Source organism: Bacillus swezeyi (genome assembly GCF_001969815.1).
Classification (GTDB): Bacteria; Bacillota; Bacilli; order Bacillales; family Bacillaceae; genus Bacillus; species Bacillus swezeyi.
The window spans coordinates 38,155-52,109 of record NZ_MRBK01000012.1; the positions used below are offsets into that span (position 1 = coordinate 38,155).

16 protein-coding genes are annotated in these 13,955 nt (G+C 44.0%); 10 read left to right on the plus strand and 6 right to left on the minus strand.

Annotated elements, in window-relative coordinates:
• Positions 1-156 precede the first annotated feature (156 nt).
• Entirely contained in the window at positions 157-2,055 is a 1,899-nt protein-coding gene (gene asnB / locus BTA30_RS11435) for an asparagine synthase (glutamine-hydrolyzing) (RefSeq protein ID WP_076761363.1), read from the plus strand.
• A gap of 43 nt (positions 2,056-2,098) precedes the next feature.
• On the opposite strand, the gene BTA30_RS11440 is transcribed toward asnB, so the two are convergent.
• From BTA30_RS11440 to BTA30_RS11450, 3 genes are all read right to left on the minus strand, one after another.
• Positions 2,099-3,235, minus strand: a complete 1,137-nt coding sequence (locus BTA30_RS11440) for a glycosyltransferase family 4 protein (RefSeq protein ID WP_076761364.1) — start codon at positions 3,233-3,235, stop codon at positions 2,099-2,101.
• Between the two features lie 61 nt (positions 3,236-3,296).
• Entirely contained in the window at positions 3,297-3,809 is a 513-nt protein-coding gene (locus BTA30_RS11445) for a phosphatase PAP2 family protein (RefSeq protein WP_076761365.1), read from the minus strand.
• Between the two features lie 183 nt (positions 3,810-3,992).
• A complete protein-coding gene (locus tag BTA30_RS11450; RefSeq protein ID WP_076761366.1) occupies positions 3,993-4,511 on the minus strand; it encodes a gamma carbonic anhydrase in 519 nt (172 codons plus the stop codon).
• Positions 4,512-4,574: 63 nt separating this feature from the next.
• On the opposite strand from BTA30_RS11450, the gene BTA30_RS11455 reads away from it, so the two are divergent.
• Both BTA30_RS11455 and BTA30_RS11460 read left to right on the plus strand, forming a co-directional pair.
• A complete protein-coding gene (locus BTA30_RS11455; protein WP_404802518.1) occupies positions 4,575-5,342 on the plus strand; it encodes an alpha/beta hydrolase in 768 nt (255 codons plus the stop codon).
• 14 nt (positions 5,343-5,356) lie between these two features.
• Entirely contained in the window at positions 5,357-6,436 is a 1,080-nt protein-coding gene (locus BTA30_RS11460) for a tetraprenyl-beta-curcumene synthase family protein (RefSeq protein ID WP_076761368.1), read from the plus strand.
• 229 nt (positions 6,437-6,665) lie between these two features.
• Here the strand turns inward: BTA30_RS11460 and mnmM are convergent, their stop codons facing one another.
• Positions 6,666-7,250 carry a tRNA 5-(aminomethyl)-2-thiouridylate-methyltransferase MnmM gene (mnmM, locus tag BTA30_RS11465; protein ID WP_076761369.1) on the minus strand — a complete coding sequence of 195 codons (585 nt, stop codon included), beginning with the start codon at positions 7,248-7,250 and terminating at the stop codon, positions 6,666-6,668.
• Entirely contained in the window at positions 7,247-8,215 is a 969-nt protein-coding gene (gene mnmL, locus BTA30_RS11470; RefSeq protein ID WP_076761370.1) for a tRNA modification radical SAM protein MnmL/YtqA, read from the minus strand. The genes mnmM and mnmL overlap by 4 nt, the downstream gene beginning before the upstream one ends.
• A gap of 157 nt (positions 8,216-8,372) precedes the next feature.
• Between mnmL and BTA30_RS11475 the strand changes: the two genes are divergently transcribed.
• The 7 genes from BTA30_RS11475 (at position 8,373) to BTA30_RS11500 (ending at position 13,222) form a co-directional block, all read left to right on the plus strand.
• Positions 8,373-8,651, plus strand: a complete 279-nt coding sequence (locus BTA30_RS11475; RefSeq protein WP_076761371.1) for a YtzC family protein — start codon at positions 8,373-8,375, stop codon at positions 8,649-8,651.
• Positions 8,652-8,776: 125 nt separating this feature from the next.
• Positions 8,777-8,917 carry a hypothetical protein gene (locus BTA30_RS23375; protein ID WP_164470231.1) on the plus strand — a complete coding sequence of 47 codons (141 nt, stop codon included), beginning with the start codon at positions 8,777-8,779 and terminating at the stop codon, positions 8,915-8,917.
• Between the two features lie 29 nt (positions 8,918-8,946).
• Positions 8,947-9,339, plus strand: coding sequence for a GntR family transcriptional regulator (locus BTA30_RS11480; protein WP_076761372.1), 393 nt, complete (start codon positions 8,947-8,949; stop codon positions 9,337-9,339).
• Positions 9,332-10,210, plus strand: a complete 879-nt coding sequence (locus tag BTA30_RS11485) for an ABC transporter ATP-binding protein (protein WP_076761373.1) — start codon at positions 9,332-9,334, stop codon at positions 10,208-10,210. Before BTA30_RS11480 ends, BTA30_RS11485 begins: the two co-directional genes overlap by 8 nt.
• Positions 10,204-11,181 (plus strand): permease, encoded by a 978-nt coding sequence (locus tag BTA30_RS11490; RefSeq protein ID WP_076761374.1) that lies wholly within the window; start codon positions 10,204-10,206, stop codon positions 11,179-11,181. Before BTA30_RS11485 ends, BTA30_RS11490 begins: the two co-directional genes overlap by 7 nt.
• Positions 11,182-11,208: 27 nt before the next feature.
• Complete coding sequence (locus tag BTA30_RS11495; protein ID WP_076761375.1) at positions 11,209-11,907, plus strand: ABC transporter ATP-binding protein; 699 nt, start codon at positions 11,209-11,211, stop codon at positions 11,905-11,907.
• Complete coding sequence (locus BTA30_RS11500; protein ID WP_076761376.1) at positions 11,897-13,222, plus strand: ABC transporter permease; 1,326 nt, start codon at positions 11,897-11,899, stop codon at positions 13,220-13,222. The genes BTA30_RS11495 and BTA30_RS11500 overlap by 11 nt, the downstream gene beginning before the upstream one ends.
• A gap of 29 nt (positions 13,223-13,251) precedes the next feature.
• Here BTA30_RS11500 and BTA30_RS11505 read toward each other — a convergent pair whose 3' ends face one another.
• Complete coding sequence (locus BTA30_RS11505; protein WP_076761377.1) at positions 13,252-13,926, minus strand: coiled-coil domain-containing protein; 675 nt, start codon at positions 13,924-13,926, stop codon at positions 13,252-13,254.
• Positions 13,927-13,955 lie beyond the last annotated feature (29 nt).

Genomic DNA, 13,955 nt, shown 5'->3' on the forward strand with positions numbered 1-13,955 from the left:
AACTTCCGGATTTCATATGTTTGTTTTTTTATTGAAAACAAGTATTTTAATTTGAGCATTTTTCAAGTTTTTTGAAACGTTTTTCTTTAAATACATGTCTAATCAAGCAGCAGATCTTAATGTCTGCATGAAATTTTAAAAATCGGAGGCAATACTATGTGTGGATTTGTAGGGGTATTCAATCATCGCCCATCATCCGAGACAGCAGGCCAGGAAGAACTGATTAAACAAATGAATGAAATGATTGTACACCGCGGTCCCGACGATGATGGGTACTATCATGATGAGCATATAGGCTTCGGATTTAGAAGGCTGAGCATCATTGATGTTGAAAACGGAGGGCAGCCTCTGTCTTATGAAGATGATTCCTACTGGATTATATTTAACGGAGAAATCTATAATTATATAGAACTGAAAGATGAGCTTCTTTCAAAGGGTTATGAGTTTCAAACCGATTCTGATACGGAGGTATTGCTTGCGACTTACCGCCATTATAAACAGGAAGCCGCATCTAAGCTGCGGGGAATGTTCGCTTTTTTAATCTGGGATAAAAAAGAACAGCTGCTATACGGTGCGCGCGATCCGTTTGGAATCAAACCGCTTTATTTTACAAAAGCGGACGGACATGTCTATTTTGCATCAGAAAGAAAAAGCCTGATGCCTGTCGGCGCTGATTTGGAATTCAACGAAAAAGCTCTTCAGCAGTACACATCTTTTCAATTTGTTCCAGAGCCTGAAACGCTTGATAAAAAGGTGCAAAAAGTAGAGCCTGGGCAGCAGTTTTCGATTCGCCCAGGAGAAGATATGCAATTTAAGACGTATTGGAAAGTTCAATTTAAGCCGGTGCAGACGGAAGAAGACAAGCTTGTTCAGGAAGTAAGGGACGCTATTTTTGATTCTGTTAAAGTGCATATGAGAAGCGATGTCCCTGTCGGTTCATTTCTGTCCGGAGGAATTGACTCTTCCTTTATCGTGTCTGTTGCAAAGCAACTTCACCCCAATTTAAAAACGTTCTCGGTCGGTTTTGAACATGAAGGCTTCAGTGAGGTTGACGTTGCGAAAGAGACCGCTGAGAGAGTCGGCGTAGAAAACTTCAGCGCGATCATTTCTCCTGAAGAATACATGAACGAGCTTCCGAAGATCGTCTGGCATTTGGATGATCCTCTTGCAGATCCTGCTGCCATTCCTTTGTATTTTGTAGCGAAGGAAGCGAAAAAACAAGTAACGGTCGTTCTGTCAGGAGAAGGGGCAGACGAGCTATTCGGCGGGTATAACATTTACCGCGAGCCGCTGTCGTTAAAACCGTTTGAACGGATTCCGTCTCCTTTGAAAAAAATGCTTCTTCACGTTGCTTCAGCAATGCCTGAAGGAATGAAAGGAAAAAGCTTTTTAATGAGAGGGTGTACGCCTCTTGAGAAAAGATATATCGGGAATGCGAAGATTTTTGAAGAGGGCATGAAATCAAAGCTTCTTCGCCAATATGACGGAAATATCTCCTACTGTGACGTGACTAAGCCGTATTTTGAAGAAAGCAAGTCCTACAGCGAAATCAACAAAATGCAGTATGTTGACATCCACACATGGCTGCGCGGGGATATTTTGCTGAAGGCCGATAAAATGACGATGGCCAATTCCCTGGAACTCCGCGTTCCGTTTTTGGACAAAGTCGTATTTGAAGCGGCTGCAAAAATTCCGGAAGAGCTGAAAACAAAAAACGGCACGACAAAATATCTGCTTAGAAAAGCGGCGGAAGGCATCGTCCCTGAGCATGTGCTGAACCGCAAGAAGCTCGGTTTCCCTGTACCGATCCGCCACTGGCTGAAAAACGAAATGCATGACTGGGCCGTGGGCATCATTAAAGAGAGTGAAACAGATGCATATATCCATAAAGATTATGTGCTTCAGCTTCTTGAAGACCACTGCGCCAACAAAGCGGATAACAGCCGCAAAATCTGGACGGTTCTCATCTTTATGATTTGGCACAGCATTTTTGTCGAAAAGCGCTATGTGCCGGAAGAATTAAACCATCAGCCAAAAGAAGTCATCATTGTTTAAGACATTAAAAAGGTTTTCGACTAGTCGAAAACCTTTTTTCTTTTTATGCGGGTCTTTCTCTGGAGCATTTAGCGAGCACACTTTCACATTCGGCGAGAAGGTTTTCAAAAATGGCTTCCCAGGATTGAGTAAGGGCATAGCTTCTTGCTTCTTGTTCCATTCGTTTTTTTAATGACGCATGTAAGAGAATATGCAAAATATGTTGAGCGAAGGCTTCCGGGTTTTTTGGCTCTGCTAGATATCCATTTTTGCCATTCCGAATAAAATCCTTCAGGCCGCCGGAGTCTGCGCCGATCACAGGTGTTCCAGAGGCGAGCGCTTCAAGGGCGGAATTTCCGAACGTTTCTGTGGGGGAAGGAAACACAAACAAATCTGAGCTGGCATAGATGCGTGACAGCTCTTCTCCTTTTAGATAGCCGGCAAACGTCATATTGTCGGGAGCCTGTTTTTCCAGTTCTTTCTTTAGCGGCCCGTCTCCGGCGATCAGCCAGTGGACATCTTTTTTCAATGAAGGGTGGTTTGCGATCTTAAGCAGTGTCTCCAAGTCTTTTTCAGGTGCAAGCCTGCCGACATAACTGAGGATGTATGTCTCCTTGATGCCATACCGGATGCGCACCTGTTCAGAGGTGAAAGACGGGTTGAACAGCGAGCCATCCACACCCCGCTTCCAGATCGAGAGGTTTCTAAACTGTTTAGCTTGCAGCTGCTTCAGCGTTTCATGTGAGGGAACAAAGATTTTTTGAAAGGATTTATGGAACCAGTGCATATACTTCCATAAAAACCTGGAAAACATTTGCAGATCATAGTAGGAAAGGTATTGGTCAAAATCGGTGTGATACGATCCCACAATGGGGATGTTCCATTTTTTCGCAAGTTTCAGCCCCGCCAGGCCGATGTTGAATGGTGTAGCAATGTGAATGAGATCGGGATGGAAAGCGCGAAGTTCAGATTTCATTTGGATGAGGTTTGGAAGAGCCATTCTGCATTCGGGGTATAGGAAAAACGGCAGACTGGTGAAACGGCGGATATGGCTTGAAAATTGCGTTTCATGTGTGCTTTCAGGCGCAAACACTTTAAATGGTATTCCTTTGTTCTCGAGATAGTCTGTATACCTTTTTAATGTCCTGGCACAGCCGTTGACATCTGGTGTAAACGTGTCAGTAAAAATCGCTATTCTCATCGTTTCCCCTCCTGATGATTGTTTCTAAAGGGCTTGCAGAATCTTGGAAGAAACGGTTCGCTCACAACATCATACATGACAGCACTCCGACCGAAACGCCCAGGATCATGCCGACAAGTACATCTGACGGATAGTGAAGGCCGAGATAGATTCTTGAAAGACCGACACTGATTCCAAGAGGGATTAATAAAAGCGCCAGTATCGGAAAGAATACGACTATCGGTGTAATCACAGAAAATACAGCTGTCGTATGTCCGGATGGAAAGGAATGATCTTTTAGCGGGTCTTTTAAAACCTGTGTTTGTTTCAGCGTCATATACGGCCGTTTTCTCGGATAGAGCTTTTTAATGAGCACGACTTGGAGATGGCCGATCAGGAGTGCAATGGCGGCAGCGGCTCCGGCCAGGCGAACGCTTCCCGCTCCGAAAATGATCAGCGATAAAGAAGCCAAAATCGTGCAGAAAGCTCCTCCTAAATGGGTTGAAGAGCGAAAGTAGCAATTTAATGTTTTTTGATGAAACAAGCTGTTCATACCGAGGAAAATTCGGCATTCAAAGTTGTACATGCCGATCATCAGTTTATTCAGCGTGATAACCCCCTTAAACGAATGGTAGCTTCTCTTTTATTGTAAAAAATGAATGTTTAGCAATTGATAAGGATTTGTAAAGATTTTCGAAGTGAAAAAAAAAGCCGCAGAAGCGGCCGGAAAGGTTTTTGCTTAATTTATGACTAAAAAAATGGTAAAGTTGTAGCAAAGCTAATCTTTCTGTTGAAGGGATTTGTAGTACTGACCTTTTTCAATATACTCCTTGCGAATTCTTTCCATATCCTGTTTGTCACGATCGGTTAACGGACGAATCACTTTGGCGGGTCTGCCAAAAGCGAGATGAAACGGTGGGATTTTTTTCCCCGGCGGGACAAGGCTGCCTGCGCCGATAAAAGCGCCTTCCCCGATCTCGGCTTCGTCAAGAATAATCGATCCCATTCCAATAAGGGCATGCTTTCGAATCACAGCGCTATGCAATGTGACCTGGTGGCCGACCGTCACGCCATCTTCGATCAAGAGAGGGCGGTTCGGACTTTGATGCAGACAAGAAAGGTCTTGAATATTAACGCCTTTTCCTATCCGGACAGGTGCGACATCGCCGCGGATAACAGAGGAGAACCAGATGCTTGACTGCTCTCCGATTGTCACGTCTCCGGTGATGCACGCGTTTTCGGCAATAAATGCGGTTTCATGAATAGCGGGTTTTGTATTTTTATAAGGGTAGATCATCGATCTCTTCCTTTCATTCGGTGTTTTTCAATCAAATAGCGTGAGGTGGTCAGCGTGTGGTGCATGGAAGCGGAAAGACCTGTTGCTTCGATTGTGATTGTTCACGGTGCATGTGAACATCACGGCCGGTATAAATGGCTGTCTGAGATGTGGCGTTCATCCGGGTACAATGTCGTGCTGGGCGATCTGCCCGGCCAAGGTACTTCAACGAGAGCAAGAGGACATATACGCTCATTTCAAGAATATATTGATGAAGTAGACAAATGGATAGACAGGGCGAAAGCCTTTCAGCTGCCGGTGTTTCTTCTCGGCCACAGCATGGGCGGTCTCATTGCGATCGAGTGGTTTAAACAGCATGAGAACGGCATTGCCGGTCTCATTTTATCATCCCCTTGTCTCGGACTGCAATTAAAGCCGAACAAATTCCTTGACTTCATGTCAAAGGGGCTCAATGTTGTCGCTCCGTCCCTCAGATTTGAATCAGGGATAACACCTGATAAAGCGACGAGAAGTAAAGAAATCATCGAAGTCGACATCAACGATTCATTATATATCACAAAAGTTTCCGTCAGATGGTATCAGGAAATGTTAAAAGCTTTAAAAAGCGCGATGGAGCCGACCGACGTTTTTCTCAACGTCCCATTGCTTGTCATGCAGGCGGGCACGGATTTTCTCGTCGATAAGAACATGGTGGTCAAGTGGTTTGATCAGCTTGTTTCACACAATAAGACATATAGGGAATGGGATGGCTTGTATCATGAAATTTTCAATGAGCCTGAACGGGAGGACGTTTTTAAAGCGGCAAAAGCGTTTGCAGAACAATATCTTTAATGGAGGTGCATTCTTTGTCAGTACCGGAGCATCCTTTTGGACTAATGGCTAAAGTATACAGAGAGGTTTTTCCGCTCGTCCATCAAGAATTGGACAAATGGCGGGCAAAGGCTGAAAATATTCAGAATCCAGAGCTGAAATCGCAGGCGATGGCAAGCATCAGGGATAAAACCTTTCACTGTGAAGGAGGCGGCATTATGGCGCTTCTTTCAGGCAAACAAATCGGGCAGTCGATTCGGTTTATTACCGCCTATCAAACGATAAGCGACTATCTCGATAATTTATGCGACCGCAGCACATCTCTTGATCCGGATGATTTCACCATGCTTCACCAGTCGATGAAAGACGCTTTGACTGTCGGAGCCGAGCTGAAAAATTATTACCGGTTCAGAGAAGACCAGGAGGACAAAGGCTATCTGCACGATTTGGTCAAAACGTGCCAAGATGTGCTGGCTGAGATTGAACACTATGATTTAATCAAGGATCATCTGCTCGAACTTTGCAGCTATTACTGTGATCTTCAAGTCCATAAGCACGTCGTTGAGCATGAGCGCGTTCCGCGGCTTGAGGCCTGGTTCAACGATTATAAATCCGCTTTGCCTAAAATGGAATGGTATGAGTTTTCGGCATGTGCCGGTTCAACGCTGGGGATTTTTTGTTTAGTATCGTATTCCGTACATCAGGATTTTACAAAAGAGATGGCCGGAAAAATTCGCGACAGTTATTTTCCGTACATACAAGGGCTGCACATCCTGCTTGATTATTTAATTGATCAAGAAGAAGATTTGATCGGCGGGGATTTGAACTTTTGCACATATTATCCATCCCATTCAGAGATGATGGAAAGGCTCGAATATTTCATCGAAATGGCCGATGAGCATTTGCGCGGCATTCCGCATGAAAACTTTCACCGCTTGATCAACAGGGGCCTTCTAGGGGTTTATTTATCAGATGATAAGGTCGCCGGGCAAAAGGAGATCGGCCGGCTGGCGAAAAGGCTGATCAAAGCGAGCGGCAAAACATCTTTCTTCTTCTATATCAATGGAAGAGCCTATCGTAAAATTCAAAAAATGCCCTGGATTAAAAGCTCATAAGTTCCCGGGCTGCAAAGAAAAAGCTCAAATCATTTGCTGATTTGAGCTTTCAGCGTGTCGACAAACCCTCGCATTCGTTGTCAGGCCTGCGCGTCGGTGCTCACGAATTGCAACATTCGCTCCGCTCCGATGCTCGGCCTTCCTAGACTGCAAAGGTTTTCAAGCACGCTGAAAGGATGACAAAATCCTAAACCGTTTTAGGATTTTGTCATCAATCTAAAAGCTCAAATCATTTGCTGATTTGAGCTTTCTTTTCAATGGCAATGATAAACGGCGGATCATTTCGCTGATTTAAATATTGATAAGAAAGGACGCGGGCCGTGTCCTGGTCGATTGATGCACAAAACTCAAGGAGGTCATTCTTTTCCCGCTTTCCTTCCGGGTGGCCGTGATAAACGACCAAAACGATCAGCCCCTCCTCTTTTAGAACCTCTAAAAGCTGTTTGATGCTTGAGATGGTTGACTCGCTTCTCGTCGTCACCGCTTTGTCGCCCCCAGGCAGATATCCCAGGTTAAAGATTGCTGCCGCCACTTTACCCGTGACCTCAGCCGGGAGCGAAGAGTTCAGCTCATCATGGCTTTTTTGGAACAAGGTGACCCTGTCCCGGTATTTTTCACCAAGCCTTTCCGCGGTCATTGCCAGAGCAGACGCTTGGATGTCAAAGGCATAGACATGTCCGCTTTCTCCGATGAGTTCAGCCAGAAAATAGGTGTCATGACCATTCCCCATTGTAGCGTCCACGACAATGTCTCCTTCTCCGGCGGCTGTTTTCAGCAGTTCTTTTGAGTATGGCAGAATTTTTTTCAGCTTCATCTTGCGGCTTCCTCTTTTATTTTGTTGAACCGTCTGCCCTGATAGCTGCCGCGCTTTTCAAGCTCACCGTTAATCGCATTTAATACTTCCCATTTATTGACGCTCCACATCGGTCCGACCATTAATTCAATCGGTCCGTCGCCAGTTATTCTGTGGATGATCATGTCCGGTGGCAGAATTTCAAGCTGGTCGCAGACAAGCTGGACATACTCTTCTTGAGAAAGAAACGCCAATTTGCCTTTTTCATATTGCTTCACCATTGGAGTCCCTTTTAAAAGGTGCAATAAATGGATTTTAATGCCCTGGACGTCCAAATCGGCAACCGCTTTTGCCGTTTCCATCATCATCCCGTAGTCTTCCTGCGGAAGGCCGTTAATAATGTGAGAGCAGACGCGTATACCGTGTTTTCTCAACTTATTGACGCCTTCGACATAACATTGGAAATCATGGGCGCGATTGATCAAGTCAGCGGTCCGTTCATGAACGGTTTGCAGCCCGAGCTCCACCCAAAGGTATGTCCGTTCATTCAGCTCTGCAAGATATTCGACGACATCATCAGGCAGGCAATCCGGCCGTGTGGCGATCGAAAGGCCAACTACACCGTCGAGGCCGAGTACGGTTTCATATTTTTCGCGCAGAACGTCGACAGGGGCATGCGTGTTTGTAAATGCCTGAAAATAGGCCATATATTTGCCGTCTTTCCATTTTTCATGCATTCTGTCGCGAATTTCATTAAATTGAGTGATGAGGTCATCAGCACGGTTCCCTGCAAAATCGCCGCTGCCTGCGGCACTGCAAAATGTGCATCCTCCATGCGCGACCGTGCCGTCGCGGTTCGGGCAGTCAAAGCCGCCGTCAAGAGCGACTTTAAAGACTTTATGTCCGAAATGATTTCTTAAATGATAATTCCATGTATGATATCGTTTTTCACTGTTCGTATATGGAAAAGGGTTGTTCTGATGCAAATTTAGCAGATCCTCCTTTTAGTAGATGCCATCCTAAAATTGTAGCAAATAAAAACGATGAGAACAAATCAATTTCTCCATTATTTTCTTTATTGATCAGCGTCTTGTCTGGCCAAACTATATGCGATGGAATTTTTCCATTAAGGAGGGGTTTTCTTTGGCTACAAGGCAATCCGTCGGAGAACACATCCAAAGAAGCGAAGATGCTTATGATTATGCTTTATCTCAATTTGAAACGGCAAGCAAGCAGGAGCATTTCAATGAGACAGAGTACAGCGATGCGCAGCTGATGCTTGAAGACGCAGTCAATGATTTAAATAAGCTTTCATTATTTGCAAATGAACAGCAGAGGGAAGAAATTTACCGCAAAAGGCTTCAGCTGCAAACCCTTCAAAATAATATGATCCTGCAGAGATCGTATGAAAGGCCCCTTTAAAGGGGTCTTTTTTTGCTTTGCATTTTAAAAAAAGCAGTTGACAATAGAGCCAGTTGTCTATAATGTATTAGGTGTACTATTTGAAGTAATACAATATATACACATATCAGAAGGAGCTATCTCTAATGAGTAATCAAAATAAAAAAGAAAATGCACATATGCTGGTACTGGCGTTTATCATCGCCTGTTCCTTCCTGTTTGTTCTTGCATCCCTCGGTTTTGCGATTCAAGAAAACATAGGAAATGTGTTTTTTATGAAAAGTTGATGAGATTGAACGAGAAAGAAGGGAGATAGATGATTCAAATCGATCCGAGAAGCTCAACCCCAATCTATGAGCAGATCATTCAGCAGATGAAAGAGCTTTGTTTAAAAGGGATGATCAAGCCTGGAGATAAACTTCCTTCTGTCCGAGAACTTGCAACCATTATCATTGCAAATCCGAATACGGTCAGCAAAGCCTATAAAGAACTTGAGCGCGAAGGGATTATTGAAACATTGCGGGGAAGAGGGACGTACATTTCAGAAAATGCAAAAGTCACGCTTGATGAAGGGAAGATCGCGATGATTAAAGAGCAGTTAAAACAGCTGATCATCGATGCGCATTACGCCGGTGTTGACATTAAAAAGCTGCAGGAGTGGATGACGGAAATCAGCGATGAAGTGAAAGGAGGCGAAATGAATGATTGAGTTAAAGCATGTGTCAAAAACAATTGATGGAAAAGAAGTGCTCAAAGACATTTCTTTAAAGCTTGAACAAGGAGAGATTTTCGGGCTGCTCGGCAGAAACGGCTCCGGAAAAACGACGCTTCTCAGGCTCATCCAGCAAATCCTTCTGCCTGATCAGGGAGACATCTATTTTGACAGCGTCAAAATAAAGGATCACCCGCTGGTAAAGCGCAACATCGTGTACATGCCGGTGCAAAATACGTACTTCGACAAATACAATTACAAGCAGCTCGTCAATATTTTGCGTAACATTTATCCGGACTTTGATGTTACATACGCAAATGAATTAATGAATAGATACGATATTCCGGAAACAAAAAAGTACAGGGAATTGTCTACAGGACTGAAAAAACAAATGTCACTCATTCTTTCTTTCGCCATCCGTCCGGCCGTCATATTGCTTGATGAACCGACAGACGGCATTGATGCGGTTACAAGACATGATGTCCTCCAGCTGATGGTTGATGAAGTGGCCGAACACCATACAACGATCCTGATTACATCCCACCGTCTCGAAGATATTGAGCGGATGTGCAGCCGAATCGGATTTCTTGAAGACAATACATTGTCGAATGTCATGGATCTTGATGATATGAAAGGCGATTTTATCAAAATTCAAATGGCTTTCGAAGAAGATGTTCATTTGAAAATCAGGGAAAGAAAAATACCTGTCCTGGATCATACAGGAGTATTTTATACAGTGCTTATTCCGAAAGAAGACGATGTGAGCAAACAATTTCTTAAAAGTTTGTCTCCAAAGGTTTGGAACGAGCTTCCGGTCAGCCTAGAAGAAGTATTTATCGCGAAGTTTGGAGGGAAGCGAAGATGGTAGACCGCGGACTGCTATATCAAGAATGGAAACAGCATTTTTGGATCATTTTGGTTGTGTTTGCAGCTGTTATGCTGAGTGAACCGCTGTCGATTTTGAATGATTATTTTCAGTATCAAAGCTGCCTTGCCGATCAGAAAAAATTTCCTGATTTGGAATGCGATTTTTATAGAGATTATGGGATGAGCGGTGTTATGAGAATGTTCTGGGTTGGCGGAATCGCGCTCGCGCTGAGCCAGATCGGGTTTGAACGAAGCAGAGGAACGCTTGAATTCACACTCGGCCTCCCTTATAAGCGCGGCCTCATTTTCAATACAAAGTATTTCTTTGGCACGTCAATCCTTTTGACGGCACAGCTATTATCTTACTTTTTATCATATGCCTTGATTGTTGTATTAAAGGCAGAAGTTATTCATTTTCATGCATATTTTATCGGGTCTGCGATTTTCTGCTTTATGGTTTACTCGCTCGTTATGGCAGCGGGCGCGATGACAGGCAATCCATTGGCACAGCTGATCGTAGCTTTTTCAGCATCGATTCTTCCGTATTTGCTGATCGGGCTGCCGGTAGCCAATGTGCAAATTATTCTGCAGTTTTTTGGCAACGATGCATCTTTCCTTTTACTTGAAAGCAATATGATGAATTATATAACACCGATTGCTTATCTCGATAGTTTCGGTGTCAAAGAGGGCAACATGCTTATAACGCTGATCCCGCTTGTCATGGGCATCTTGTTTTATATCATCGGATCCTTTTGTTTTGTCAACCAGCCTATCGAGCGGAACGGACACTTTTTCCTTTGGAAGCAATTAGAGCGGCCGATACAAATCCTCGTGATTTTATTTGGAATCCTTGGGTTTGGCATGGCCGCATCTTCAAGCATCTTAAGCTATATTTTCGGCATGATCATCGGATCGGCTGTCGGATTTTTAATCAGTTACTTCTTGATTTTCAAAAAAATAAAGCAGCTGTGATCATTAAAGGGGAGGAAATTTACAAATATGATCAATGTAGAGCATATTCACCATTCATTTAAAGTTGGCAAAAAAGGAAGGGAAAATGAAATTAAAGTATTGAAGGATGTCTCACTCACCGTCAAAAAAGGCGATATCGCCTGCATCGTCGGGCGGAGCGGTTCAGGGAAGTCAACGCTCTTAAACTTAATTTCCGGCTATATCGCGCCGACAGAAGGAAAGATTGTCATCGGCGGTACGGATGTAACGGGATACAGTGAAAAAGAATGGGCAGTGTTTCGTCTTAAACATTTCGGTTTTATTTTTCAAAGCTTTCAGCTGATACCAAGTTTGACGACTTTTGAAAATATTGAGCTGCCTCTCACATTAAAAGGCGTTCATCCAGCAGAGCGCAAACAAAAGGTGAATGAAATGCTGCGCCGCGTCGGACTTGAAAACCATGCCGGCCATTATCCGAACGAGCTGTCAGGAGGGCAGCAGCAGCGCGTCAGTATCGCCCGGGCGCTGATTTTAAATCCTTCGATCATCTTGGCGGACGAGCCGACCGGAAGCTTGGACTCGGAAACAGAGAAGGAAATCCTCGGATTCATTCAGCAGTTGAATAGAGAGCGCGGCATTACATTCATCATCATCACTCATGATGATGAGGTGGCATCGATTGCCAATACGAAATTTCATTTATCTGACGGTGTGTTAGAGAAAGGGGAAGAGACTGTTGAAGTTTAAGGATCAGCTGAAATTCATCAGAAGAAATATGAAGAAAAACCGCCTTCGTGTGTTTATGACAATCCTTGCGACGACAGTGGCCTGCGCGTTTTTAATCGTGCTTTCTTCCGTCGGATTCGGACTGCAAAAATCATTGACCGATCAGCTGATGAAGGAACAGGTTGTGACGAAAATCGATATTGTCGGTAAAGAGGGGCAAAGTGAAAAACCCCTTCAAAAGAAAGATTTAAATGAGTTTGCAGACCGAGATGATGTAGCGGCCATCATTGAGCGTACACAAGTGAATGTTCCTGCTGAAGCCAAATTAGGCGGCCGGACCAATCAGCAAATTCCATATGTTACGATTACCGATATGGCAGCGGAGCAAAAGGCCAATATTGACCTGGACCGCGGACGGGTAGCGAAATCACCGAATGAAATTGTTGTCGGCTATCATTTTGGAGAGACATTCTGGACGAAAAAAGAAGCGAAGGAATATGAAAAGCAGCTCAGCAGTAATGCGGAAGATGTAAAAGAGCCAAAAGGCTATACAAAGGATATTCTCGGCAAAACGATTGAATTAAAGGTCTCAACAATTGATCAGAAAACAGGAGAAAAAGGCAAAGAAAAAACGTACGATTTTAAAGTTGTCGGAGTGACAAAAAAGCCTTCATATGATTGGGCAACCGATGCGCATGTGTATGTCAGCGATGAAATAGCAAAACAATTCACCGGTTTTTTGAAGACGGACAAAGATGATGGCGCCATTCAAAAAACGTTGTCTGTTTTTGCGGACAGCTTTGAGCATGTTGGACAGCTGACAAGCGATTTGGAAGACAAAGGGTTTTACGTTGATTCAGTGACAAAAAAGCTTGACAGTATCAATGTGTTTTTCATGGCTTTTAAAATCGGCCTGATTTTCGTCGGCGTCATTGCCGTACTCATTTCCGCGATCGGAATTTTCAACACGATGACGATGGCCGTCACAGAGCGCACACAGGAGATCGGTATTATGAAAGCGATCGGTGCGAGCCCGAATGTGATTCGGAAAATGTTTTTGATGGAGAGCGCCTATATCGGCATCATCGGATCTGTTTTCGGCGTGGTTATTTCTTACGGCGTCAGCTTTCTAGTGAACAAAATTGTTCCGCCGATTCTGGCGTCCATGACTCAAGGCGGAGGGGAAGAGTTCAACATTACATTCTCTTATATTCCGTTGAGCCTTGTCATCATCGCAACCGCCATCAGCGCGGGCGTCGCGATGCTTTCCGGCCTCAATCCGGCCGTCAAAGCGACAAAAACGAACGTGCTGACGGCATTAAGAAGAGAATTATAAGGTGAAAAGCCGGCGCTATGCCGGCTTTTTTATCGTTTAGGCGGACTGTATCCAGCTGCCCTGGCTTCTTTTTCTGAGCAAAACCATTGGACGACGTTTTTCGTGCGGTTGTAGTATGTACTTCCCGGTGTATGATAGATGTGGTTGACGCTTCCCTTAATTTTGCACTCTTGATTGCTTTGAGCGGTGTTTTCCGAAGAATCGCCGCTGTTGTTTGACGGGGCTGTAGCAGAAGCGCTCTTCTCTTTTGACGCCGCTTTTGCATTCCCGCTTTTCACTTCTGTTTTTGCCAGTTTTTCAGTCAGGGATGTTTTGTCTTTCGTCAGCTCGTCTTTTTCTTTGCTGAGTTTTTCGTTTTCTTTTTTCAGCGTTTCATTCTCTGTTTGGGTGGCTGTTAGTTTTTCTTTTGCTTGTTTGAGCTGCTGTTTTAATGCTTTTTGTTCTTTTTGTAAATTTGACTTTTCAGAGGTTAATTCTTTCACTTGTGCTGTCAGGTCTTCCGATTTCTTCGTATCGGCATATGTCTCTTGATCGTTAAATGGTGCTGTGATGATGAGAAGGAGGAGCCCGCCGATAAAACAAGGATAGAAGATTTTTCTGGAAAACCTTTTATCTTTTGAAAAGAGCTTTCGTATAAAATGAAAGGCAAAATAGCCGATCGAAAAAATAAGAGATAAAAACCCGATCATCATTAAGAATGCCATTATTCCTCTCCTTTCTGTTTTGATATTCA